The organism is Nocardia sp. NPDC023733, assembly GCF_040639775.1.
GTDB classification, from domain to species: Bacteria; Actinomycetota; Actinomycetes; order Mycobacteriales; family Mycobacteriaceae; genus Nocardia; species Nocardia rosealba.
This window is the reverse complement of record NZ_JBFAAN010000004.1, coordinates 202,708-225,532: the sequence shown is the minus strand read 5'-3', so window position 1 is coordinate 225,532 and position 22,825 is coordinate 202,708. Positions and strand designations below refer to the sequence as shown.

The following is a 22,825-nucleotide window of genomic DNA, read 5'->3' as shown; positions in this document are numbered from 1 at the left end:
TCCCGGAAGGCTCGATCATGACCGTCGCCACCCCCACCCCTACCCTCACCTTCGACCGCAATATCCCGCGCGGACTCGTGCACCGCGAATCCATCGCCGAGGTGTTCCTCACCGACGCGCAACCGACGCCGGACGGTGCGATCTTCGCCGCCCAATTACCGCGCAACCATTCCTATTTCAGCGATCATCGCGGCACCGCGACCACCTATGACCCGCTGTTGCTGATCGAGGTGTTCCGGCAGGTCGCCATCTATTACGCGCATTCCTTCGTCGGGGTGGCGCGCTCGGAGAAATTCATCTTCGGGTCCGCCGATTTCACCATCGCCGACGCCGACACCCTGCGCATCGGCCAGTGCCCCGGGCACTGCGTCATCGAGGCGCGCGTGATCGCCGACAAACGACGCGACGACCAGATCATCGGCCTCACCCTGGAAATGGTCGCCGAGATCGAGGGCCACGAGGCGGCCCGGGAGATCATGGTCTACCAGTGGATGCCCGCGCCGGTGTGGAACCGGATCCGGGTGCGTGGGCGCGAATCGCTCGGCCTGCCGGCCGAGCCGAGTATTCCGGCCCAGCCGCCGGTCGCCCGGATGCGCCCGGGTTCGGTGGGCAGGCACAACCCGCGCAATGCCATCCTCGCCAACCCGGTGCTCACCGGGGAGGAGTTGACCGCGCTCACCATCATCGACACCGATCATCCGTCGCTGTTCGACCACGCCCTCGACCATGTGCCCGGCATGCTGCAGTTCGAGGCGGCCCGGCAGGTGGCGATGGCGGCCGCCAACGCCATCCTGGGCCTGGACACCAGCCGGATGGTGATGCACCGGCTCGGCATCGAATTCACCAAATTCGGGGAATTCGAACGGGATACGATCGCCCGCGCCACCGTCACCGGTGACACCGACGGCGCCCGCGCCAGGGTGAGCCTCACCCAGGGCACCGATGTGATCGCCGCCGGTGACGTGGAACTGCGGTTCCGTCCCGCCGACATCAGGACGATGGTCCAGTGAGCGCCCCGTTCGTCTGGTTCGATTTCGGCGGCGTGCTCTCCCCACCGCTCGACGAGCTGTTCCAGCGCTACGAACAGGTGGCGGGCATCCCTGTCGACCTGTTCAAGCACGCGATCGCCGAGGTGGGCGCCCAGTACGGGCTGGCACCCCTGGCCCCGATCGAACTGGCCCTGCTCGACGAACGCACCTGGGTGGCGAAGCTGCACGCGGTACTCCGGGCCAAGGCACCTGAGCTCGACTTGTCGCGCAGTGAACCGGATTTCGGCAGACAGTGGTTCGCCGGGCACGAGGTGAACCACGCGGTCCGTGATTTCGCCATCGAGCTGGTGGGCGAAGGAGTCCGCGTCGGCGTACTGAGCAACAATGTCGTCGAATGGGAGCCGTACTGGCGCACCATGATCGACCTCGACGGCCACCTCAGCGCCCTGATCGATTCGTGCAAGGTCGGCTTCCGCAAACCCGACCCGGAGATCTTCGCCCTCGCCGCGGAGACCGCCGGTGTGCTCCCGGGAGAATGCGTCCTTGTCGACGACCTGGCCGAAAACTGCGCGGCGGCAAGGGAAGCCGGGTGGACCGCCGTGCAGTACCGCGACGCCGACCAAGCCATCGCCGACGTGCGTAGGGCCTTGTACGAGGCCCGATGATGCGACGGCATCCGCAGCGCCCGGCTGAAAGCTGTGCACACAGACACCTGGTAGCCACAAGCACGGCCCGCGATCCGATCCTGCGCACGAGCGCTGAAGGCTCGAGCGCCCCGGTCCAGTGGTCTGTTCAGCGCGATGGCGCATGGGGTGGGGCGGGGCCGGTCCGGTGGTTGTTCCGGTGGGATGGCGCATGGGGTGGGGCCGACCCGGCTCGGCGGTCGGGCCGGGTCGGCGACCCGCAAGGTGCGGAAGGTGTTCGCCCCGGGTCGGCATGGCGTGGCAGCGGGTTCGTCCCGGCCGGTCTCGACCCGGTGGCCCGCTCACAAGGTGGACGCGAGGTAGCCGTCGGGGCGGATCACAGCCGAGGTCCACGGCTGGTCGGGTGCCACCTTGCCGGTGACGACCAGTGCGTCGTCGGGAGCGTCGGGGACGGGAGTGTGTTCGTCGGGACGGATCGCGACGAACCGGCCCGCGTGCAGCAGTTCCGCGAGAGTGCTCACCCGCCCGTTGTTTTCGGTGAGGACCAGGTCGTGCTGGAATCCGGGCTGGAATTGCCCGCTGATGAGTTCGGCGATCCCGTCGTGCACAGCGGGCACGGCGAGCATGGCCAGCACGGCGTCGCGGACCTGCGGGTTCGCGGGGTTCATCATCCGAGACTGCAGGACGGTGTTGCCGACGATCGCCGCGGCGTGCGCCACGCGTTCGCGGGAGTAGTCGGCGAGGATGGTGGGATGCGCGCGTCCGGTGAGGACGCGGGCGAGCCGCCAGCCGAGGGCGAAGGCGTCCTGCATGCCGGAGTTGAGTCCTTGGCCGCCGAGCGGGTAGTGGCTGTGGGCGGCATCGCCCGCCAGCAGCAACCGCCCGTCCCACATGCTGGTGCGGTAACGGCCGTGGTCGCTGAATCGGGTGAGGTGGCTGACCCGGCTCAGCGTCGGCTCGGCACCGAGTACGTAGGCGAGGCGTTCCCGGTACTCCGCTTCGGTCGGTTCGGGGCGGTGCTCGAGAGGTCCGCTGAAATCCATCGCAATGATGCGAGCCTGGCCGCCCGGGTTCGGGTTGTGCATCGTCCAGCCGGTCGGCGTCGGGTTCCAGCCCGGCGGAATCTCACCGGGCACATCCGAAACCGCGAGTCCGGCAATGGCATTCATCGTCGCCGGGTACACCTGGGCGGGGAAGTTCCCCGTGCGTGCGACAAGACTGCGCGCACCGTCCGCACCGACCACGTACTTCGCTCGGATCCGCGGCCCGGCGGCCCCGCGCGCATCGCCCCGCGCGCTGCTTTCGGCCGTGGTCTGAGCGCTGCCGCCCTGCGCGCGATCTCTGGTCGCGGCGTGGCCGCCGTCGACAGCCGCGCGTTCGCCGAGGTGCGCGTCGACCTGGGCGGTGACCTCGCGTTCTCCGATCTCCAATCGGATAACACTGTGCCCCCGCAAGATCCGAACGCCCAGCGAGTGCGCCCGATCCTCGAACGCCGCCTCCAGCCTGGCCTGCGGGATTCCCGCGATCGGTGCGGGCTCCACGCTCGGCGCGCTCAGCGTGAGCACCGGTTGCGCCGCGAACTGGAACGGACTCCGGTGCACACCCACCGGATTACGGGCGATGGCATCGGGCGAGACCGACGGAATGTACCCGCGCCGGGCCAGCAGCGACAGTGTGCGGGCGTGCACGGTCCCGGCGCGTGGACGCAGGTCGAGCTCGGTGCGCGACTCCACGACAACCACGTTCACCTGCTGCAATGCCAGCTCCGCGGCGACGAGCATGCCCACCGGACCGCCGCCGACCACCAGGACATCGGTCTCGATCGCGTGCGGTTCGGTGCTCATCGGCTGCTCCTGGGGCGGGTAAGCCGCATCCGCGACTTCCGGTTGTACGAGAACTGTCGTAGCTACTAATATCATCGTACCTACCGATCGGGTAGTACCTAATTCGCGTATCGGAGCCCACCGAGGGAGATCCATGTCGACCGCAACCGAAACCCAAGCTCCACCCAGTCCCGCCACGCTGCCCGTCGTTCTCGCCGCGCAGTTCGTCACCCCGATGGCGATCGCGGGCACCGCCATCGCGCTACCGCTCATCTCCCGTGATCTCGGCTCGAATCCCACTGCGCTGCAATGGGTCGTCAACGGGTTCAATATCGCCTTCGCGCTCACCACTCTGCTGTGGGGTGCGGTCAGCGACCGGATCGGGCACCGCCGCACCTTCGGGATCGGTGCCGCGCTGGTGGTCGTCGGCAGTGTCGGCAGCGTCGTGGCGCCCGCGCTGATCGTGCTCGACCTGGCCCGCGTGATCGCGGGTGTCGGCGCGGCGGCCATCCTCACCGGATCCACCGCACTGCTGTCGAGCGCATACGAAGGCTCCCGCCGCACAAAGGCTTTCGCGATCTTCGGCACGGTCAACGGTCTCGGCCTCGCCCTCGGACCGACCATCTCCGGCCTGCTCATCGCGGTGGTGGACTGGCGCGGAGTGTTCGTGGTGCACGCGCTGATCCTCGCCGCCGCGGGCCTCGGCACGCGCCTGCTGCCCGCCGCCGAACCCAGCACCGCCGAGCACGGCCCGATCCTCGACCTCGGACTCCTGCGCAACCGCGAATTCCTGGCCATGTGCTTGGTTCCGGTGGCCGGATCGATCGGTTTCGTCACGCTGCTCACGTACCTGCCGTCGGCACTGAGCGGCATCACCGACCTGTCGCCCGGTACGTCCGGGCTGCTGATGCTCGCGATGACCATTCCCGTATTCATCGCGCCCGTCGCGATCGGTCACCTGGTCACCCGGTTCCCCGCGCTCACCATCGGCCGGGTGGTCTACCTCAGTCTCGCGGCCCTGATTCTGGGCAATATCGGCGTGCTCGCCCTCGACGAAGGCCGATCGGTGCTGTGGATCGTCGTGCCGATGGTGCTGCTCGGCCTCGGCTTCGGGCTGCCCATCGGTCTCGTCGACGGGCACGCGCTGTCGGTCGTTCCCCCCGAACGCGGTGGCACGGCGGCCGGTGTCCTGAACTTCTTCCGCATCGGGAGCGAGGCCGTGTTCGTCGCGGGCTACGCGATCGTGCTGTCCGCGGTGGTCGGCAGGCAACTCAGCGGAGCCGCCGCGCACGACACCGCCGCAGGCCAGTTCGGTCACCCCGACGTCTATCGCACCGCGTTCACCACCACCGTGGGGGTGCTCATCGCCCTGCTCGTCGCTCTCACTCTCGCCATCATCGTGGTCCGCCGACAGGCGCGCCCGGAAGGAGTCACCTCATGACACACGCCATCGACGCCGTCCGGGTCGATCTCGACGGCATCGCGAACATCAGCCCACCCACCATGATCGAGCCGGTGGCCGAACGCTCGCGCGGCGGGTTACCGCAGGTCGTGCTGCCCAGCGGCCACACCGCCGTCCACGTGACCAGCTATCGCGACGTGCACGCGGTGCTCACCGACCTCAGTTTCGCCCGCGCGGAGACCAACGTCGAGGACGGGCCGACCTTCCTGCCGACGATCATGCCGACGGAGATGCTGCTCAACCTCGATCACCCCGGGCACGGCAGGCTCAAGGGCTTCGTCGCCTCGGCCTACAGCGCCGCGACGATCGCCCGCCGCGCACCCGCGGTGCAGCGCGTCCTCGACGGAACCGTCGCGGATCTGCGGGCGCAGAACGCCGGCGGCACAGCCGATCTCGTGCAGACGCTGCTGGACCCGGTGACCATCGGCGTGAACGTGGACTACCTCGGTATCCCGACCGCAGACATCGCCTACTTCCGGCACCTCTCGCGGAAGATGCAGCTGGCCCACGACACCGACGTCCCCGCCCTGCTCGCCGAGTTCTGGACCCTTTACCACTACATCGAAGACCTGGTGGCCCGGCGCCGCGACCTCGAACCGGGCCTCATCCTCGACCTGCTCGACGCCCGCGACTCGGTCTCACCCCCGGTCACCGACGCCGAGTACGCGGCGATCCTGCTCGGCTCGATCGTCGGCGGCGATCAGAACATCCTGTCCGTCATCACCAAGATCGCCTACGTGGCCCTGGCCCGGCCCGAACTGTGGGACCACCTGGTGCGCAACCCCGACACCGTCCCCACGGCGATCGAGGAATTCCTGCGGCTGCTGCCGCTGGGGCGCATCTCCACCTTCCCGCGGGTCACCACCCGGGAGATCACGCTGTCACAGGGCGTGCTCCACCCCGGCGACATCGTGTACGCCGACGCCCACTCGGCCAACCGCGACCCCGACGTGTACCCGGACCCGTCGGTGCTCGACCTCGGCCGCGACGGGAAACGGCACCTGCAATTCGGCTACGGCATGCATCACTGCATGGGTGCGGCGCTGGCCCGGATGGAGATCATCGAGGTGATCCGGCGGCTCGTCACCGAGTTCCCCACCCTCCGACTGGCTGTACCGGAACACGAGATCGCCTGGGAGACAGGCGTTCTCGTGCACCGGCCGGTGTCGCTGCCGGTCAGCTGGTAGCCGGGGCAGCCGGATGACGGTCCGCTGCGAGGATCGCGGCGAGCAGACCCGGAAACGCGGTTTCCATGTCGTCGCGCCGCAGCTTCGTCATCCGGCCGTTGCCCACGTCGCGCTGCCAGATCAGCCCGGCCTTGCGCAGCACCCGGAAATGGTGGGTGCGGGTGGACGGTGCCCAGGGCATCCCGAACACGCTGCAGAACTGTTCGGCGCCCTCGGGCTCGGCGTAGAGCTGGGCGATCACGCTGCGCCGGTTGTCGTCGGCGAGGGCGGCGAGCACGGTCGACAGGTCGAACTCCTCGATATCGGGATGACCATCCGCATCGGCCACGATGCGCTCCTTCCGCTCGAACCTACGACAACCATAGTACCTATTTAGCGCCCGCGACCCTCCATCAGCATCTGCGTGAAGAACTCGTACACCAGCGCCGAGAGGTACGCCGACTGCTTGTTGTCGGCCGCGCCGCCGTGTCCGCCCTCGATGTTCTCGTAGTACCAGACGGTGCGGTCCTGGGATTCCAGCAGCGCGGCCATCTTTCGCGCGTGCCCGGGGTGGACCCGGTCGTCGCGGGTGGAGGTGGCGAGCAGGATCGGCGGATACTGCTTGTCGGGATCGGTGTTCTGATACGGCGAGTACTCGCTGATGAACGCCCACTCCTCGGGCTTGTCCGGGTCGCCGTACTCCGCGATCCACGAGGCGCCGGCCAACAGCAGGTGGTAGCGCTTCATGTCCAGCAGCGGCACCTGGCACACGATGGCACCGAACAGTTCCGGGTAGCGGGTGAGCATCACGCCCATCAGCAGACCGCCGTTGCTGCCGCCGATCGCGCCGAGCCGGTCGGCGGTGGTGATGCCACGGGTCACCAGATCGCGGGCTACCGCGGCGAAGTCCTCGAAGGCGCGGTGGCGGTGCTCTTTCAGTGCGGCCGTGTGCCATTCGGGACCGTACTCGCCGCCGCCACGAATATTGGCCAGCACGTAGGTGCCGCCCTTTCCGAGCCAGGCCATGCCTGCCGTGCCCAGATACAACGGGGTTCTGGAGACTTCGAAGCCGCCGTAGCCGTTCATGATCGTCGGGCCGGGCGTTCCGCGACGGTCGCGGTGGCGAATCACGAAGTACGGGACTTCGGTTCCGTCGTCGGAGGTGGTGAAGAACTGCTCGGTTTCGATGCCGTCGGCGTCGAAGTACGCGGGTGCCTGCTTCAGCAGCGCGGGGGTTTCGCCGACCGCGCTGTTCAGGAGGGTGGTCGGGGTGGTGAAACCGGTAGTGGTGAGCATGAACTCGTCGCCGCCTTCCAGCGGATCGAGATTGCTCACGGAGGTGCTCGACATCGCGGGGGTGTCGGGGAGGTCCGCACTCGCCCAGCCGTCGGGGCCGGGGGTGAGGACGCGCAGACCCGTCTGCACATCGCGCAGGGTGGTGAGGATCAGGTGGTTCTCGGTCCAGCCCCACGATTCCAACGAGGTGTGTGGGTCCGGGGTGAACAGCACCTCGAAGTCTCTTCCGCCCGCGAGGAAGTCGTTGATATCGGTGACCAGCAGGCTGCCCGCCGGGAAGGTCGTGTCGGCGGGGGTCCACGCGGTCTTGAGGCGCACCAGCAGCCAGTCGCGGTACCAGTCGACATCGGCGTCGGTGGGTGTTTCGAGCAGGCGCCACTCGCCGTCGACGAGCAGGGAGACTTCGGTGTTGTAGAAGTCCGTCGATCGTTGCAGGTAGTGCCGTTCGTAACCGGGGTGGCGGTCGAATCCGGCGCCGATCGACACGTCACTCGGCTTGCCCTCGAATACCGTTTCGGCCTCGGCCAATGCGGTGCCGCGCCGCCAGCGCTTCGCGATGCGCGGATAGCCCGAATCGGTGAGCGAGCCGGGCCCGAAATCGGTGCCGACGTAGAGGTTGTCGGCGTCGATCCAGCCGACCCGTGACTTGGCCTCGGGCAGGAAGAACCCGCCGTCCTCGGGAGCGATGAATTGCCGTGTGGTCATGTCGAATTCGCGTTCGACCGTGGCATCGGCGCCACCGCGCGACAAGTGGATGACGGCACGTTCCTGCGAAGGGCGAAGCACCGTCGCGCCCGACCACACCCAGTTCTCACCATCGGCCGCGGCGAGCGCGTCGACATCGATCAGCACGTCCCACTCGGGATTCTCGCCGGCATACGACTCGAACGTCGTCCGCCGCCACAGCCCGCGCGGGTGCTCGGCGTCGCGCCAGAAGTTGTACAGCCACGGTCCGCGTCGCGCGGGATAGGCGATCTTGGTGTCGTCGTCGAGCATCGCGAGGATGCGCTGCTCGAGGTCGGCGAACCGTTCGGTGTTCGCGAATCGGTCCGCGACCACCTCGTTGCGGGCACGGGCCCAGTCCAGCGCCGGTTCGGCGGTTACGTCTTCGAGCCAGAGGTAGGGATCGGTCACATTCTGCTCAACGCCGCTCATCCCCACATTGTTGCCGACGTGACTCACCAATAGTGCGCGACGTCTATCACCACGCGTGACGGGCCTTCGAGGGTGAACACACGGAACGGCAGCCGGGCGCGTACGCCGAGCCCGAGGGTGGTCTGCCCCTCGAACGAACCGGCCCAGGCGGCCTGACGGAAGGTCTGGTAGCCGGTCACGTTCACCAGGTCGCTGCGGCTACCCGGCAGGTAGGTGCTCGCACCCGCGTCATCGTGGGCGGGTGCTAGCACCGTGACCTGCAGGAACGCGCCACCGCGCAGCGGGACGCTCGTCCCGGAACCGTCCTGGGTGACCGTGCCGACGTATCCCACCCGGTAGCCGGCCACCGGCCCGGTGAGGTCGACGACCAGGCGGTCGTAGCAATCGTGACGGCCCGCGCGCACATCGCGCACGGCACCCGACGAGTAGTTCGGACTCGACTTGTCCAGCGATCCCCACACGAGACCGCAGTAGGAGGGGGTCGCCGCGGCCGGCAGTGTCGAGAGACCGACAGCCGCCGCGAGACAAGCGAGCAGGACGAGGAAGCGACGCATGTCGCACCGCCTTCGAGCAAAGGGACGAGTACTGATTAATCGGGCGAATCAGACATCGCGTTAGCGTCGGTCCGGTGCCGATAGCGTTGCGAAACGTAGGATCGCAGGTCACGGATAACGATGGGGAGGTGTGTCCATGCTCTGGGAGCAGCATTGCTGTCTGCCGTTGTTACCGACGGCGCGGGTCGCGGATCTGGCGCGCTACCCGCTCGGGTCGTATCTGTCGGTGAATGTCGGGTACTCGGGGGAGACCAAGGCCGACTCGCTCGCCCTGCTGCGGTTGTTCCGTGAGCAGGCCGCCGACGACCCGCGGTTCCGGCTGGTCGATCGGGTGAGTGATATCGGTGCGCCCGAGGTGATTTCGCTGGCCTTCGATCTAGAGGACTCGGCACCGCTCGACGGCGACCTCGACAACGTCGCGGTGTTCTACGAACTCGGCGTGCGCTCCCTGCTGCCCACCTACAACCACGCCAACGCGGCAGGCTGCGGCTGCCTCGACACGGTCGACACCGGACTCACCGCGTACGGAAAAGACCTGGTGCGCAAGCTGAACGAGGTCGGCATGTTCGTCGACGGCTCGCACTGCTCCCGCCGCACCGGCCTCGATCTCGCCACCCACACCGCCGCCCCGATGATCTACAGCCACTCCAATTTCGCTGCCCTGTGGGCACATCCGCGAAATATCACCGACGACCAGGCTCGCGCCTGTGCCGCGACGGGCGGGGTGATCGGCATCAACGGTGTCGGCATCTTCCTCGGTGAGAACGCACCCGAAGCGCGAGCCGAGCGCCTCGCCGCCATGGCCGACCACATCCGCTACGGCGTCGACCTGGTCGGCATCGACCACATCGGCATCGGCTCCGACTACTCCTTCGACGGCGACCAGTTCAACGCCGAGATCCAGGACAACCCCGCCGCGTTCTCAGCGGACTACACCGCCTGGGGCCCCTTGCAGTGGACCCCACCCGAAGATCTCCTCGGCGAGACCCCTGGTATCCCGAGCCTCGACGACCACCTCGCCGACCGTGGCTTCACCCCCGTCGAACGCGCCGCCCTCTTCAGCGGCAACTTCACCCGCATCGCCACCCAGGTCTGGCGCTGACCTGGACGGTCGAGCACCACGCTCCGGTGGCGGCATCGGCCGAGTACTGCACCCGAGCGTGGTGATCTTGGTCTTCAGGCGAGCTGGACGAGCATTTTGCCGGTGTTGGCGCCGGTGAGGACGCCGAGGAGGGCGGCGGGGGCTTGGTCGAGGCCCTCGTAGGTGGTTTCGGCGGTGCGCAGGGTGCCGTCGGCGAGCCAGGCGGCGGCCTTCGGGATGTACTCGGCGAAGAGGGGGAGGTAGCTGGTCACCAGCATGCCGCGCAGGGTGAGCTCCTTGGTGGCCGCGAGGTAGAGGTCGGGGGTGGACTGGGTGGTCGCGCCGTTGTAGCCGCTGATGGCGCCGACCAGGGCGATGCGGCCGTGCTGGTTGAGCACCTCGATCGCGACCTTCAGGTGTTCACCACCCACGCTGTCGAGGTACACGTCGATGCCGTCCGGTGCGGCTTCGGCGAGCTGAGCGGCGAGGTCGCCGGCGCGGTAGTCGATCGCCGCGTCGAAACCGAACTCCTCGAGCACCTTTCGTGTCTTGACGGGGCCACCCGCGGAACCGATCACTCGTTTGGCACCGAGGGCCTTGGCGATCTGGCCCGCCACACTGCCGACCGCGCCCGCTGCCGCCGAGATGAACACCGTGTCGCCCGGCTCCACCTTCGCCACCTCGGTCAGCGCGGCGTAAGCAGTGAGGCCGGTGGTGCCGAGAGCACCCAGGAAGTGCTGTGGAGCGGCGAGTTCGGGGTCGATAGGAGTGGCCGATGTCGCATCGATGAGGGAGTGTTCGCGCCATCCGGCGAAGTGCGTGACCGTGGTGCCGACCGCGATATCCGGAGATGTCGAAGCGATCACCTCACCGATCGCCGAACCTTCCAGTGCCGCACCGATTTCGAACGGCGCGATGTAGGACGGCTTGTCGTCCATCCGGCCGCGCATGTACGGGTCGACCGACATCCAGGTGTTGCGCACCAGGATCTGACCGTCGGCGACTTCGGGCAGCACCCGCTCCACGAGGGCGAAATCGGTGGCGACCGGGGCACCGTTCGGGCGAGCGGCGAGGTGGATTTCGCGGGTATGCGTCGGAATGGTCATGATCTTGCCTTCTTTCGAGGTCAGCCGGTGTTTTCTGACCGGTGCAGACCACGTTATGGCGGTCCGATCGTCGTTCCCAGGTCCGCACACGCCACCACCCGGTCCTGACGCGCCAGGTCACGTGCCATGGTTGCCACACCTGGCGAGAGAGAGGATTTCGCACCGATGAGTTCCGTGCGCACAGGGCGTCTATATCGATGACAACCGTTTCGCCAGGAGGCGCGAGCATGGGCAAAGTATTCACGCATATGACGATGTCGCTGGACGGATTCGTCGCGGAACCCGACGACGGGATCGGCGAACTGTTCGAGTGGTACGAGGGCGGCGAGGTGACCGTGCCGAGCGCGAGCAGCGAGCGGTCGCTGCAGGTCGACGAGGCAGGCGCACAGGTGCTGCGCGAGTGGATCGACAACACGGGCGCCCTCATCGCGGGCCGTCATCTGTTCGACATGACCAACGGTTGGGGCGACAAGCACCCGGTGGGCGCCCCCGTTGTCGTCGTCACCCACCACGCCCCCGATGACGCCGCACAGCGTTGGCCGAACACCACATTCGTCGGCGACGTGGCCACCGCCGTCACTGAGGCCAAAAGGATCGCAGGAGACAAGAACGTCACCATCGCCAGCTCGAAAATCATCCAGCAGGCCCTCGACCTCGGCCTGGTCGACGAGATCTGCGTCAGCCTTGTCCCGGTGCTGTTCGGTGAAGGCGTCTCCTACTTCGGAAAATTGCCGAAAGGCCATCTGCTGCTGGACGATCCGATCGTCGTCCCGGGCCGCCGCGCCACCCATCTGACCTACAGAGTGCGACGCTGAAACGCCCGGTCCTGGCAGGACCGGGCGATCGGAATCAGTCGGCGACGGGCACGAATTCGGGGGTGCGCTTTCGTGCCGCGAACTTCTCGTACAGGTAGAAGTATCCCTTCACATACTGTCCGACGAGAACGGCGTTGATAATCGTCCCTTCGCGAATGAAATGCGGAGCGCCGAGGAACACCAGGCCGATGCCCGCCGACAGGGCGAGCAGGGTGCAGTCGAAGACCGTCTTGATATTGCCCCATTTCCGGCCGGTCATCTGCTGGATGGTGTTCACGAACAGATCGATCGGCATCAGGATCAGATTCGCGCGGATCATCAGGAACAGACCGAGCGCCAACATCGCATCGGCGAAGACCAGCAGGACCAGGTTGGCCGTGTACGGCTCGAGGTGGATCCATTCGGTGAGCCACAGGTTGAGATCGAGGAGCAGGGCCAGGACCAGCGCCGGGATCATCGAGAGCAGATAGCTCGCCTTGAAAGCCTTCGGCCGCACCAGGAAGGTCAGCACGAGCATGATGACCTCGAGGATGAGGTTGTAGTTGCCCTGACTCAACGGCGTGAAGACCAGCGTCATGGTGCGGGTGAGGCTGCTCTGCGGGGAAATGCCGATCGCCGCCCTGATGGCCAGGCTGAGCCCGAGGGTGAGGATGTATATCCCGGCCACGTAGGTGATCCAGCGGCGCACCTTGTTCCCGTTGTCGATGACTGCCGCGTCTTTGTCGTGTTGCATAACGGTGGATCCCTTGCTCTGCGGTAGCCGAGGCTATTTCATGAAGCCGAAGCGGTCGAGCGAAATGAACAGCGTCAGCAGTTTGTTGACCACCGGTTCACCTTCGTTCTTGTTGCCGAGAACGGCGAGGGCGTTGTCGATCGCGCGGGTGGCTTCGACGAGTTCGGCGAGGTCCATATCGGCCATCACGCCGTAGAAGTCGAGCGGCAGAACGGCTTTCACCGCGCCGCCCTCGGTGACGACGCAGCCGCCGACGAGACCGTCCAGGTGCTGGAGGCTGTCGCACATCTCGGTGCTGTCGGCACCGACGACTACGAAATAGGCCTTCGGTGCGGGCCAGAACGTGGCGACCGCGCCGCCTTCGATCGAGAAGCCTTTGAACAATCCGTTCACGATGTGCCGTTCCCCGTCGGCGTAGCGCTGCACGAGCGAGATCCGGTTCAGCCGCACACCCTCGTGCTCGGGCACGATCGAACCGTCGCGCACAGGAACCCAGACTTCCTGGGCGAACTTGAGGTGCCCGCGCCCGTAGACGTCGAAGAGCAGGACTTTCGCCCGCGTGCCGTCGTCGGAGACCTCGAGCGGTGTGAGGTCGAGCTGCTCGGGACGCAGGTCGTCGAGACCGGGGCGCGGCTGCTTGGCCAGCACCGAATAGTCGATGCGGACCGGCTCGAGCAGCCTGCGGTCCTTCGCCATCAACCTGCCGCCCTTGAAGACATAGCGCGGATTGATACGCGAAAGGCTGTCGGTGAGCACGATGTCGGCGAATCGTCCCGGACTCAGCGAACCGAGATCACGATCCTTGTGGAAGGAACGTGCGGCATACAGGGTGCCCATCTTGATCGCCTGAATAGGCGGCATCCCCATCTCGACGGCCAGCGAGATCACCCAGTCGATATGGCCCTGCCGCAACACCCGGTCCACCGAGATATTGTCGGCGCAGAGCTGGAAATTCTCGGCGGGCCAGCGACGTTTGACGATGGCGCGCAACATCGTTCGAATCACCTCCGGACTGCCGACCCCGAATTTGATCTGGGTGTTCAGGCCGTAGCGGATGCTCTTCTCGATATCGTCTTCGTTCCAGACATCGTGGTTGTTGTCGACGCCGATCGCGGGCATGTAATTCAGCAGGGTGTCCGACAGTGCCGTCACGCCCCAGTGGCAGTTCACGAATCCCGCGTTCGCCCGGCCGAGCGCGGACTTGCGGAAGTCCTCGGCATTGCCGGTCATATACGACAGATGGGCGAGTTCACCCAGGCCGATGACCGGATCCATCTCCAGCATCGCCTCGGTGACTTCCGCCGGGGACTTCTTCCCCGGTGCGAACGCGTAGAGCCGGTACGGCAGCTTGTCGTAGTCGGCGAACAGCGCCCGCGCCGCGTCGACGGCCTCCTTGCCTGCCGCGCTGGCGAAGTCGAGCGTCTCCCCGAACACCGTCGTGGTTCCGCTCGGCACGATCGCCTCGCCGAACGCCGCCGGATGTGCGAGCTGGGATTCGAAGTGCAGATGCACATCGATCAGGCCGGGTATCGCGTAAAGCCCACCACCGTCGAAGGATTCGCGGTACCGAATGGTGTCGTCGGGATTCAGTGCGATGATGCGTTCGCCGTGCACCAGAAGGGAACCGGGATAAACGGTTTCGCTGTGTACGTCGAGTATGTGCAGATTGTGGAGCAGCAGGTCGGCTTCCCGCCTGCCCTCCAGGATGTCGAAAATGGCCCGGACATGGTTTTCCTGATCGGCGACCGCGGCGGATCCGGCGAAGGAGTCGGTTGTCGAATTCGATTGGGGCATCAGCGTCCTCATCTCGATATGTGTGCCTGTATTGATTGGACGCGACTGGCACTGTTGCCCACAAGCATTCGTTTTCGCACGAGGTGTACTCAATTCTCGTACACTCTGCCGAGGAGGTGCGTGATGCTCCATTCACGATTGCTGCACTACATCGACGAGGTGGCTCGGCTCGGGTCGATTCGTGCGGCAGGTGCCCGGCTGCACGTCGCGCCCTCGGCGATCAACCGGCAGATCCTGCTGCTCGAGGCAGAGCTGGAACAGCCGCTGTTCGAACGGTTGCCTCGCGGTATGCGGCTCACCCCGGCCGGCGAGGCGCTGGTCGCCCATATCAGGCAGACGCTGCGCCAATACCGGGAAACGGTCACCGATATCCGGGACCTGCGCGCCCTCGGCAGCGGCGAGGTGGTCATCGCCACCATGACCGGCCTGGCCAGCAGTGTCGTCGCCACCGCCGCTGCCAGCTTCCGGGCTCGTCATCCGCAGATCCGGATCTCGATCCGCACCATGTCGACCCTCGACATCGTCGGGGCCATCGAGAACAGCGAGGCCGACCTCGGCCTCGGCTTCAATATCCCGGCCTCGGCCCAGCTGGAAGTCTGCTGGCAGATGAACACCCGGCTGGGAGTTGTTGTCTCACCGCATCATCCGCTCGCACCGATGGACACCGTTCCGCTCGCCCAGTGCACACCGTTTCCGTTGATCTTCGCCGACCGGTCCATGGTGATCCACGGCATCGTCGCCGAAGCCTTCACCAATGCGGGACTCGATATCCAGCCGGCCTTCCACACCAATTCCATCGAAACGATGAAGCGGCTCGCCATGTCCGGAGACGCCATCGCCTTCCTCAGCGAATTCGACATCGCCGAGGAACTCCGCGACGGCCGGCTGCTCTTCCGCCAGGTTCGAGACGCGTTCAGCCTCAACATCATCTCCCTCGTGCGCCGGGAGAAACACGCACACGGCCTGGCCGGCTTTCTGCTCGCCGACGAGATCGGGAAGACCTTGCGGCCAGGGGCGTCAGCGCGCGAGGGTGGGCGGGGTTCCGGTCCAGCGGTGGAAGGCCTTGCGGAGGGCGCGGTCGTCGGTGAAGGCCAAGTGGCGGGCGATGGTTGAGGTGGTGAGGCCCTGGGAGAGCAGGGTTTTCGCGCGCTCGTAGCGGAGGCGGTCCAGTTCCTCGCGCCAAGTGGTGCCCTGTTCGGCGAGGTGGCGTTGCAGGGAGCGTTCACTCATGGCCAGGGCCTTCGCGACGCGAGCGAGGGTGGGGTCGGCGGCGTCGAGGGCGGACGCGAGGGCGACGCGGAACGCGTCGAGCGGGTCGGCGACGGTGCGTGCGGACGCGAGGACGAGGTCGGCGTGGCTGCGCATCAGGTCGGCGAGCATCGGGTCGGCGCGGGGGAGTGGAGCGTTGGCATCGTCGGCGCGGAACGTGATCGAGTCGGCGTCGGCACCGAATTCGATGTTGCCAGTGCCGAATACGTCGATCAGGGAGCGGTGGTCGGCCGGTGCCAGATGACCGAAGGTCACCTTCGCCGGGACCAGCACTCGGCCGGTCGCCTCGCGGGCGCGGCGCAGGTAGTACGCCAGCACGTATTCGTTGACCGTCGACGCGACCGTCGGGTCGTTGGCCGACGTGCGATAACCGATGGTGAGATCGGCCTCGCCGGACAGGTCGAAACCTTCGGCAGCGGCGGTGACCAGACGGTGGTACGGCTGGGCGGCGCGCAACGAATCCGCCAGTGTCGCGCCGGTTGTCACCAGGTAGTCCCAGGTGTTCAAGGTGCCCAGCGGTGCGGCCTCGGCCACCGCGGCGCCCGCGCCGGGCCGCGCGATCAACTCCCACAGCCGAAGCAGCGAACTCATCGGCAGCCGGTTCAGCTCACCACGCAGCACCACGTCGTCGGTGCCGGGTACGCGCGCCAGCTGTTCCTCGGCCACCCCGAACCGTCGCGCCGACTGAACCAGCAGGCGCACCAGGTGGACCGAAACGGTGCCGTCGACCCGGCTGCCGATTTCCGCTCGGCCCCCTGATCCCGCGCCGCTCACCCCGCCGACAGTACCGTCCGGTCCGCCTCGATCGAGGTCGGGCGAGCGCATCTCACCGAAGTGGGGGACGGGTGGGTGAACTCCCCGAAACAGAGTTAGGCTCGGTGACGTGACTTCCCACTACGATGTCGTCGTTCTCGGCGCTGGTCCCGGCGGATATGTCGCCGCGATCCGTGCCGCTCAACTCGGCCTGCGAACAGCGATTGTCGAGCAGAAATACTGGGGTGGCGTGTGCCTGAACGTGGGCTGCATCCCGTCCAAGGCACTGCTGCGCAACGCCGAACTGGCCCACATTTTCCACAAGGAAGCCAAGACCTTCGGCATCTCCGGTGAGGTCAGCTTCGACTTCGGCGCCGCCTTCGACCGCAGCCGCAAGGTGGCCGACGGTCGCGTCAAGGGCGTGCACTTCCTGATGAAGAAGAACAAGATCGACGAGTTCGACGGTCTCGGCACCTTCACCGGCCCGAACTCGCTCGACGTCGCCCTCACCAAGGGTGGCAACGAGTCGATCAGCTTCGACAACGTCATCATCGCCACCGGCACCACGACCAAGCTGCTGCCCGGCACCCAGCTGTCGGAGAACGTGGTCACCTACGAGGAGCAGATCCTCACCCGCGACCTGCCGGGTTCGATCCTCATCGTCGGCGCGGGCGCCATCGGCATGGAGTTCGCCTACGTCCTGAAGAACTACGGCGTCGACGTGCGGATCGTCGAATTCCTCGACCGGGCCCTGCCCAACGAGGACGTCGACGTCTCCAAGGAGATCACCAAGCAGTACAAGAAGCTCGGCATCACCATCACCACCGGTGCGGCCGTGCAGTCGATCGACGACGACGGCTCCAAGGTCACCGTCCAGATCAAGGACAACAAGTCCGGCAACGTCGAGACCGTCACCGTCGACAAGGTGCTGCAGGCCGTCGGCTTCGCGCCGCGTGTGGAGGGCTACGGCCTCGAGACCACCGGCGTGCAGCTCACCGACCGCGGCGCCATCGCGATCGACGACTACATGCGCACCAACGTGCCGCACATCTACGCCATCGGTGACGTCACCGCCAAGCTGCAGCTGGCCCACGTGGCCGAGGCACAGGGCGTGGTCGCGGCGGAGACCATCGGCGGCGCCGAGACCATGGCGCTCGGCGACTACCGGATGATGCCGCGCGCCACCTTCTGCCAGCCGCAGGTCGCCAGCTTCGGCCTCACCGAGCAGCAGGCCCGCGACGAAGGCTACGACGTGAAGGTGGCGACCTTCCCGTTCACCGCCAACGGCAAGGCCCACGGCCTGGCCGACCCGACCGGCTTCGTGAAGCTGATCGCCGACAACACGCACGGCGAACTCATCGGTGGCCACCTCATCGGCCCCGACGTGTCCGAGCTGCTGCCGGAGCTCACACTGGCCCAGAAGTGGGACCTCACGGTCAACGAGCTGGCTCGCAACGTGCACACCCACCCCACGCTCAGCGAGGCATTGCAGGAAGCGATCCACGGCCTCGCCGGCCACATGATCAACTTCTGATCAGCAGATCCCGAGGGGCGGTTCGCGAAGCGGCCGCCCCTCGCTCATGCCCGGAACTACCGGGTTTCTATTTCTTTTCGGCCGAATCGCGGAGATTGATTTGGTGAATCCTCTTTTGTGGTCGATGATGCGTTAGCACCTCTGGTGGTTGTTCCAAGCTCGTGTTCGACATGTTCGTGTTCCATGAGATGGTCCCCTCGCCCGGTCGACTCGCGGGTGGCGGGCACGGTTGAGAGGCAACTGAGAACCCATGAGCAAGCGCATTCTCGGATGGATGGCACGTGTAGCGGCTCTTGTCGCGGCGGCTGGATCGGTTGCCGTGGCTCCCGCAGCGGCGGAACCTCTTTTCCCTGGTGGACCCGATATTCCGGGTGTCCCCTCCGTGATTCCGACGGCGTCACCCTGCCCGGTGGTCGAGGCAAGGGCGTGCATGCGGCTGTCGACGAACGAGGCATGGCTGGTCGACAACGGGCGGGTGGTCTTCGGACCGACACCGATCTCGCACGGAATGGCGGGATTCGAAACTCCGCCCGCGGTGACCCGCATTTCCTTCAAGCGGGAATTCCACTGGAGCACCATGCACGACGCACCGATGCGATGGGCGACATTCTTCAACGGTGACATGGCATTCCACGTCGGCCCGGTCACCTCGAAGTCACACGGTTGTGTTCGCATGACCGAAGACGGCGCCCACCGATTCTTCGACTACCTGAACCCCGGCGACATCACCCAGGTAATACCGTAGCCGCCTCTCCGGGACTTCAGGCCAGACTCGGGTACGTGGGGACTGCGGACGCGGCAAGCATTTGGATGTGGTCGCGTCCGCCCGTCCCCGGTGAGTTACCCATGTTCTCGCCTCGGGTCGTCGGCGCGAGATATCTGCGGTATACACCACTATGCGCAAATGGTTGACGGGTGCGGCCGCGGTGCTTGTGGTCGTGGTCGCGGTGGTGGCGGGGCTTTATGTGCTGATGAATTCGCGCACCTACCAGCTCACCGGCGAACTCGTGAACCGTGTCGAAACCCAGGACAAAGTCGTCGCACTCACCTTCGACGACGGGCCGACCGAACGAACCCCGGAAATCCTGCGCACCCTGGCCGAATTGCAGGTGCCCGCCACCTTCTACCTCGTCGGTGACGATCTCGCCGCGCATCCCGAATTCGGGCAGGCGATCGCGGCGGCGGGGCACGAAATCGGCAACCACACCTACACGCACCGCCGCATGGTGCTGGTTTCGGGCGACACCGTGCGTGACGAGATCGAACGCACCGACACCGAGATCCGCCGCACCGGCTATCAGGGGCCGATCACCTTCCGCCCGCCCTACGGCAAGAAGCTCTACGGCCTGCCGAAATACCTCGCCGACCACGACCGCACCACGGTGACCTGGGATGTCGAACCCGATTCCGCGGGCGGCGTCGACCGTGACACCGTGGTCGCCACCACCCTCGAACAGACCCGCCCCGGTTCCATCGTGCTGCTGCACGTCATGCACGGCACCGAATCGGCGGCCGCGCTGCCAGGCATCGTCACCGGCCTGCGCGCACAGGGGTACCGCTTCGCCACCGTCTCCGACATGCTGGCGCAGAACTAGCCGTTGCCGCGGTAGCCGGAGCGCGCCGCCTGCACCGTGTCGATATTGGTTTCGAGGACCTCGATCAGCGCGTGCAGCCGGTCGGCCACCTGTGCGCCCAGCTCGGTGAGGGTGTATTCCACGCGCGGCGGAATGGCCTCCAGGACTTCGCGGTGCACCATGCCGTCGCGCTCGAGGGCCTGCAGGGTCTGCGACAGCATGCGCTCGCTCACCCCGTCGACCCGCCTGCGGAGCGCGCTGAACCGGAACGGACCCTCCCGCAGGGCCACCAGGGCGAGCACACCCCACCGGCTCGCGACGTTCTGCAGCACCGACCTGGACGCGCAGTCGCGTGCGAAGACGTCGGCTTCCAGCGTCTGATCGTCGTCGAGGTGCTGCTCACTCATACCGGTGATCTTACCCTCCTTGACGACAGCGCCTACTGAATGCATAGTACTTACTAATAGTTAGTGCATGTCGATCAGTTCGGAGGAAGTCATGACTGTTGCGGTGGCCGGAGCGAGTGGACAGCTGGGCAGGCTCGTCGTCGAGGCATTGGTCGCGGCGGGTGAACGGCCGGTGGCGATCGTGCGGGATCCGGCGAAGGTGGCCGATCTCGATGTCGAAGTACGCCAGGCGTCCTACGACGACGCGGCAGCGCTCGATGCCGCGCTGATCGGTGTCGACCGGTTGCTGCTCATCTCGGGCAACGAGTTCGGCGCGCGAGTCGCCCAGCACACCACCGTGATTCGAGCGGCCGAACGCGCGGGTGTCGAGCTGCTGGCCTACACGAGCATTCCGCGGGCCGAGGTGAACCCGATGATCCTGGCCGCCGAACATCGCGGCACCGAAGAGGTGCTCGCGGGCGCGTCGGTGCCGACGGTGCTGCTGCGCAACAGCTGGTACTGGGAGAACTACAGCCAGGCCGCGGCCCTCGCCGCACAGACCGGCGTGCTGCGCGGCGCGATGGACGAGGGTCGCGTCTCGGGTGCGGCCCGAGTCGACTACGCCGAGGCCGCGGCCCGCGTCCTCACTGGAGACGGGCACGCGGGCCGCGTCTACGAGCTGGGTGGCGACGAAGCCCTCTCCGGCCCCGACCTGGCCGCCGCAATCGGTGCGGCCACCGGCGCGACTGTGCGCTACGAGAACCTCCCGACCAGCGAATACGCGGCCACCCTGCACGCCGCGGGCGTGGACGAGCAGTTCGCCACGGTCCTCGCCGACTCGGACGCGGGCATCGCCCAGGGCTTCCTCGAGGTGCGCACCGGCGACCTCACCAAGCTCCTCGGCCGCCCGGCCACCCCGGCGGCCTCGGTCTTCGCGTCGGCCTGAGAAGCCCGGCGTCGCAAGGCTCGCGGCGGACGCTGCGCGGTGCCCGCCGGGCGAATACCAGCGTTGGCTGTCACCGGTGGCACACCCCTCGACGGCGACGGTGTCCGGGGGTGACTGAAGTGCCTGGTGACGCCCCCGGGTTCGCACCGCTACAGTGCGGAGCGTGGCTCATGAAACTCCCCGTCGGCGCGCGCACACCTACCTGAGTGGTTTGTTGTTCGTGGTCGGTGTCCTGCATTTCGTCGCGCCGAAGCTGTTCGACGGCATCGTGCCCAAGCAGTTGCCCGGCGAACCCCGGGCCTATACCTACGGTTCCGGGGTCGCCGAGCTGGGTGTCGCCACGGCGCTGGCAGTGCCGAAGACCCGGCGTTTCGGTGGCTGGCTCGCCGCGGGCCTGTTCGTCGCCGTTTTCCCGGCCAATGTGCAGATGACCGTCGACGTGCTCGGCAACCCCAAGTCCTCGCCCGCGTTCAAGGCCGGGGTGGTCGCGCGTTTGCCGCTGCAGATTCCGCTGATCGTGGCCGCGTTGCGGGTCGCGCGCCGCTGATCACACCCACTGCACGAGCTGGATGACCACGCCGTTGGGGTCGGTCATCTGGAAGTAGCGCTCGCCCCATTCCTCGGTTTCGATGGGCGTCTCGATCGGGACGCCCGCGTCGCGCAATCGCTCGTATTCGCTGTCGATGTCGTCGACCACGAAGACCACGAGCACACCCTCGCCCGCACTGCCCGCGATCCGCGCCGGCTTGAACGACTTCAGGCCGGTGCGCAGGTAGATGACGTCCATGCCCGCGTCGGGCCTGCCGAGGCTGACGAACCCGTCGGCGGCCATGTTCTCGGTGAAACCGAGGTGGTCGACGAGGAACTGGGCCGACGCCTGCGGGTCGTCCACATTGAGCGAGACGGCGGAAGCGGTGATCTGCATGGACTCTCCTCGATGACGTTATTCCGTACTTTGTACGCTTTTAGTCTGCGAAGAATGACAACCGACCGCTCTATGAGCTGGATCACACCTTGAAGGTGTCGCGTTCGATCCGCAGCGTGGTGATGGTCGACGCGAGGCCCTCGTACTGATTGACGAGCAGCACGATCTCGATGAGCAACCGCTCGTCGTAGTGCGCGGCCAGCTCCGCCCACGCCGCGTCGTCGATATCGCGGGTGGTCACCAGCCGGTCGGTCGCGGTGAGCAGCGCCCGCTGACGCGGCGTCCACCCCTCCGCGTCCGGCCCCGCCGCCACTCGATCCACCTCGACCGCGGTCAGCCCGGCCTTGCGCCCGAGCCGGCGATGGTGGTCGGCCTCGTAACCGCAGTCGCGCAGATGCGCCACCCGCAGAATCACCAATTCGGCCTCCGCGCGCGGCAATCGCCCACCCGGCATGAGCTTGCCGGAGAAATGCAGCCAACCCCGGAACAGCCCACGGGTGCGACCGAGTGTGCTGAAAAGGTGGGCGTCCGCCGTGCCCGCCGCGCGAGAAAGTACCTGCCAGACAACCCAGTTGATCGGTCCGAGTTCACCCAACCGGCCGGGGGAAATGCGTGGTAGGGGCGTTGCGGCCATCGTCGTCCACCTCGTCTTATCGCTCGGTTCCGTCGGAATCGACAGCGTACTCGGCGGTACGCGTGCACGGTGGCGAGTCGGTTTTTCTTTGGTTTCCAGTGGTTTTCGGAACAGTTGCGCGTCATGATTTGGGTACCGCAGCGCGCAGCGGCGGTGAGGTCGCAGCAGTGGTAGGGGAACATCGCA

23 protein-coding genes are annotated in these 22,825 nt (G+C 66.6%); 12 read left to right on the top strand and 11 right to left on the bottom strand.

Annotation, left to right across the window (positions count from 1 at the left end; genetic code table 11):
* Nucleotides 1–17 precede the first annotated feature (17 nt).
* Both AB0F86_RS19490 and AB0F86_RS19485 read left to right on the top strand, forming a co-directional pair.
* Complete coding sequence (locus AB0F86_RS19490; protein ID WP_225278411.1) at nucleotides 18–1,010, top strand: AfsA-related hotdog domain-containing protein; 993 nt, start codon at nucleotides 18–20, stop codon at nucleotides 1,008–1,010.
* Nucleotides 1,007–1,654 (top strand): HAD family phosphatase, encoded by a 648-nt coding sequence (locus tag AB0F86_RS19485; RefSeq protein ID WP_356985342.1) that lies wholly within the window; start codon nucleotides 1,007–1,009, stop codon nucleotides 1,652–1,654. Before AB0F86_RS19490 ends, AB0F86_RS19485 begins: the two co-directional genes overlap by 4 nt.
* Before the next feature lie 320 nt (nucleotides 1,655–1,974).
* On the opposite strand, the gene AB0F86_RS19480 is transcribed toward AB0F86_RS19485, so the two are convergent.
* Nucleotides 1,975–3,477 carry an FAD-dependent monooxygenase gene (locus tag AB0F86_RS19480; protein WP_356985341.1) on the bottom strand — a complete coding sequence of 501 codons (1,503 nt, stop codon included), beginning with the start codon at nucleotides 3,475–3,477 and terminating at the stop codon, nucleotides 1,975–1,977.
* A 133-nt stretch (nucleotides 3,478–3,610) separates the two neighbouring features.
* On the opposite strand from AB0F86_RS19480, the gene AB0F86_RS19475 reads away from it, so the two are divergent.
* Nucleotides 3,611–4,897 carry an MFS transporter gene (locus AB0F86_RS19475; protein ID WP_225278414.1) on the top strand — a complete coding sequence of 429 codons (1,287 nt, stop codon included), beginning with the start codon at nucleotides 3,611–3,613 and terminating at the stop codon, nucleotides 4,895–4,897.
* The gene (locus AB0F86_RS19470) at nucleotides 4,894–6,105 is read left to right on the top strand and encodes a cytochrome P450 (RefSeq protein WP_356985340.1); all 1,212 of its coding nucleotides are present in this window, start codon (nucleotides 4,894–4,896) and stop codon (nucleotides 6,103–6,105) included. Before AB0F86_RS19475 ends, AB0F86_RS19470 begins: the two co-directional genes overlap by 4 nt.
* On the opposite strand, the gene AB0F86_RS19465 is transcribed toward AB0F86_RS19470, so the two are convergent.
* The 3 genes from AB0F86_RS19465 to AB0F86_RS19455 are packed head-to-tail and all read right to left on the bottom strand — an operon-like array spanning nucleotide 6,095 to nucleotide 9,089.
* Nucleotides 6,095–6,433 carry a helix-turn-helix transcriptional regulator gene (locus AB0F86_RS19465; protein WP_225278416.1) on the bottom strand — a complete coding sequence of 113 codons (339 nt, stop codon included), beginning with the start codon at nucleotides 6,431–6,433 and terminating at the stop codon, nucleotides 6,095–6,097. The genes AB0F86_RS19470 and AB0F86_RS19465 overlap by 11 nt on opposite strands.
* A 44-nt stretch (nucleotides 6,434–6,477) precedes the next feature.
* Entirely contained in the window at nucleotides 6,478–8,535 is a 2,058-nt protein-coding gene (locus tag AB0F86_RS19460; RefSeq protein ID WP_356985339.1) for a prolyl oligopeptidase family serine peptidase, read from the bottom strand.
* Between the two features lie 23 nt (nucleotides 8,536–8,558).
* Nucleotides 8,559–9,089, bottom strand: coding sequence for a hypothetical protein (locus AB0F86_RS19455; protein ID WP_356985338.1), 531 nt, complete (start codon nucleotides 9,087–9,089; stop codon nucleotides 8,559–8,561).
* A 136-nt stretch (nucleotides 9,090–9,225) separates the two neighbouring features.
* On the opposite strand from AB0F86_RS19455, the gene AB0F86_RS19450 reads away from it, so the two are divergent.
* Entirely contained in the window at nucleotides 9,226–10,191 is a 966-nt protein-coding gene (locus tag AB0F86_RS19450; RefSeq protein WP_356985337.1) for a membrane dipeptidase, read from the top strand.
* 74 nt (nucleotides 10,192–10,265) lie between these two features.
* Here AB0F86_RS19450 and AB0F86_RS19445 read toward each other — a convergent pair whose 3' ends face one another.
* Nucleotides 10,266–11,276: an NADP-dependent oxidoreductase gene (locus tag AB0F86_RS19445; RefSeq protein WP_356985336.1), complete on the bottom strand. Its 1,011-nt coding sequence runs from the start codon at nucleotides 11,274–11,276 to the stop codon at nucleotides 10,266–10,268.
* 227 nt (nucleotides 11,277–11,503) lie between these two features.
* Between AB0F86_RS19445 and AB0F86_RS19440 the strand changes: the two genes are divergently transcribed.
* Nucleotides 11,504–12,091: a dihydrofolate reductase family protein gene (locus tag AB0F86_RS19440; RefSeq protein WP_356985335.1), complete on the top strand. Its 588-nt coding sequence runs from the start codon at nucleotides 11,504–11,506 to the stop codon at nucleotides 12,089–12,091.
* A gap of 34 nt (nucleotides 12,092–12,125) precedes the next feature.
* On the opposite strand, the gene AB0F86_RS19435 is transcribed toward AB0F86_RS19440, so the two are convergent.
* Entirely contained in the window at nucleotides 12,126–12,824 is a 699-nt protein-coding gene (locus AB0F86_RS19435) for a DUF6198 family protein (RefSeq protein WP_356985334.1), read from the bottom strand.
* 33 nt (nucleotides 12,825–12,857) lie between these two features.
* Entirely contained in the window at nucleotides 12,858–14,618 is a 1,761-nt protein-coding gene (locus AB0F86_RS19430; RefSeq protein WP_356985333.1) for an adenine deaminase C-terminal domain-containing protein, read from the bottom strand.
* 123 nt (nucleotides 14,619–14,741) lie between these two features.
* Between AB0F86_RS19430 and AB0F86_RS19425 the strand changes: the two genes are divergently transcribed.
* Complete coding sequence (locus tag AB0F86_RS19425) at nucleotides 14,742–15,731, top strand: LysR family transcriptional regulator (protein WP_225278424.1); 990 nt, start codon at nucleotides 14,742–14,744, stop codon at nucleotides 15,729–15,731.
* Here AB0F86_RS19425 and AB0F86_RS19420 read toward each other — a convergent pair.
* On the bottom strand, nucleotides 15,636–16,661 hold the full coding sequence (locus tag AB0F86_RS19420) for an AraC family transcriptional regulator ligand-binding domain-containing protein (protein ID WP_356985332.1): 1,026 nt from the start codon (nucleotides 16,659–16,661) through the stop codon (nucleotides 15,636–15,638). The two genes, AB0F86_RS19425 and AB0F86_RS19420, sit on opposite strands and share 96 nt — an antisense overlap.
* A gap of 109 nt (nucleotides 16,662–16,770) precedes the next feature.
* Here AB0F86_RS19420 and lpdA point away from each other — a divergent pair, with 109 nt between their 5' ends.
* The 3 genes from lpdA to AB0F86_RS19405 all read left to right on the top strand — a co-directional run bounded on the left by lpdA (nucleotide 16,771) and on the right by AB0F86_RS19405 (nucleotide 19,769).
* Nucleotides 16,771–18,174 (top strand): dihydrolipoyl dehydrogenase, encoded by a 1,404-nt coding sequence (lpdA, locus tag AB0F86_RS19415; protein ID WP_225278426.1) that lies wholly within the window; start codon nucleotides 16,771–16,773, stop codon nucleotides 18,172–18,174.
* Nucleotides 18,175–18,604: 430 nt separating this feature from the next.
* A complete protein-coding gene (locus AB0F86_RS19410) occupies nucleotides 18,605–18,919 on the top strand; it encodes a L,D-transpeptidase (protein ID WP_225278427.1) in 315 nt (104 codons plus the stop codon).
* 151 nt (nucleotides 18,920–19,070) lie between these two features.
* A complete protein-coding gene (locus AB0F86_RS19405) occupies nucleotides 19,071–19,769 on the top strand; it encodes a polysaccharide deacetylase family protein (RefSeq protein WP_356985331.1) in 699 nt (232 codons plus the stop codon).
* Here the strand turns inward: AB0F86_RS19405 and AB0F86_RS19400 are convergent.
* Nucleotides 19,766–20,155, bottom strand: coding sequence for a helix-turn-helix domain-containing protein (locus tag AB0F86_RS19400; protein ID WP_356985330.1), 390 nt, complete (start codon nucleotides 20,153–20,155; stop codon nucleotides 19,766–19,768). The genes AB0F86_RS19405 and AB0F86_RS19400 overlap by 4 nt on opposite strands.
* 91 nt (nucleotides 20,156–20,246) lie before the next feature.
* On the opposite strand from AB0F86_RS19400, the gene AB0F86_RS19395 reads away from it, so the two are divergent.
* Nucleotides 20,247–21,080, top strand: a complete 834-nt coding sequence (locus AB0F86_RS19395) for an NmrA family NAD(P)-binding protein (protein ID WP_356985396.1) — start codon at nucleotides 20,247–20,249, stop codon at nucleotides 21,078–21,080.
* 163 nt (nucleotides 21,081–21,243) lie between these two features.
* Nucleotides 21,244–21,627, top strand: coding sequence for a hypothetical protein (locus tag AB0F86_RS19390; protein WP_225278430.1), 384 nt, complete (start codon nucleotides 21,244–21,246; stop codon nucleotides 21,625–21,627).
* Here AB0F86_RS19390 and AB0F86_RS19385 read toward each other — a convergent pair whose 3' ends face one another.
* Nucleotides 21,628–22,005: a VOC family protein gene (locus AB0F86_RS19385; protein WP_225278431.1), complete on the bottom strand. Its 378-nt coding sequence runs from the start codon at nucleotides 22,003–22,005 to the stop codon at nucleotides 21,628–21,630.
* 82 nt (nucleotides 22,006–22,087) lie between these two features.
* Nucleotides 22,088–22,639, bottom strand: coding sequence for a carboxymuconolactone decarboxylase family protein (locus tag AB0F86_RS19380; protein WP_225278432.1), 552 nt, complete (start codon nucleotides 22,637–22,639; stop codon nucleotides 22,088–22,090).
* Nucleotides 22,640–22,825: the final 186 nt, after the last annotated feature.

Coding starts and splice junctions, on each gene's coding strand:
- AB0F86_RS19440 (WP_356985335.1), top strand. CDS start 11,504: ATGGGCAAAGTATTCACGCATATGACGATGTCGCTGGACGGATTCGTC.
- AB0F86_RS19400 (WP_356985330.1), bottom strand. CDS start 20,155: ATGAGTGAGCAGCACCTCGACGACGATCAGACGCTGGAAGCCGACGTC.
- AB0F86_RS19435 (WP_356985334.1), bottom strand. CDS start 12,824: ATGCAACACGACAAAGACGCGGCAGTCATCGACAACGGGAACAAGGTG.
- AB0F86_RS19410 (WP_225278427.1), top strand. CDS start 18,605: ATGCGGCTGTCGACGAACGAGGCATGGCTGGTCGACAACGGGCGGGTG.
- AB0F86_RS19385 (WP_225278431.1), bottom strand. CDS start 22,005: ATGCAGATCACCGCTTCCGCCGTCTCGCTCAATGTGGACGACCCGCAG.
- AB0F86_RS19395 (WP_356985396.1), top strand. CDS start 20,247: ATGACTGTTGCGGTGGCCGGAGCGAGTGGACAGCTGGGCAGGCTCGTC.
- AB0F86_RS19460 (WP_356985339.1), bottom strand. CDS start 8,535: ATGAGCGGCGTTGAGCAGAATGTGACCGATCCCTACCTCTGGCTCGAA.
- AB0F86_RS19470 (WP_356985340.1), top strand. CDS start 4,894: ATGACACACGCCATCGACGCCGTCCGGGTCGATCTCGACGGCATCGCG.
- AB0F86_RS19405 (WP_356985331.1), top strand. CDS start 19,071: ATGCGCAAATGGTTGACGGGTGCGGCCGCGGTGCTTGTGGTCGTGGTC.
- AB0F86_RS19455 (WP_356985338.1), bottom strand. CDS start 9,089: ATGCGTCGCTTCCTCGTCCTGCTCGCTTGTCTCGCGGCGGCTGTCGGT.
- AB0F86_RS19445 (WP_356985336.1), bottom strand. CDS start 11,276: ATGACCATTCCGACGCATACCCGCGAAATCCACCTCGCCGCTCGCCCG.
- AB0F86_RS19425 (WP_225278424.1), top strand. CDS start 14,742: ATGCTCCATTCACGATTGCTGCACTACATCGACGAGGTGGCTCGGCTC.
- AB0F86_RS19450 (WP_356985337.1), top strand. CDS start 9,226: ATGCTCTGGGAGCAGCATTGCTGTCTGCCGTTGTTACCGACGGCGCGG.
- AB0F86_RS19490 (WP_225278411.1), top strand. CDS start 18: ATGACCGTCGCCACCCCCACCCCTACCCTCACCTTCGACCGCAATATC.
- AB0F86_RS19475 (WP_225278414.1), top strand. CDS start 3,611: ATGTCGACCGCAACCGAAACCCAAGCTCCACCCAGTCCCGCCACGCTG.
- AB0F86_RS19430 (WP_356985333.1), bottom strand. CDS start 14,618: ATGCCCCAATCGAATTCGACAACCGACTCCTTCGCCGGATCCGCCGCG.
- AB0F86_RS19380 (WP_225278432.1), bottom strand. CDS start 22,639: ATGGCCGCAACGCCCCTACCACGCATTTCCCCCGGCCGGTTGGGTGAA.
- AB0F86_RS19480 (WP_356985341.1), bottom strand. CDS start 3,477: ATGAGCACCGAACCGCACGCGATCGAGACCGATGTCCTGGTGGTCGGC.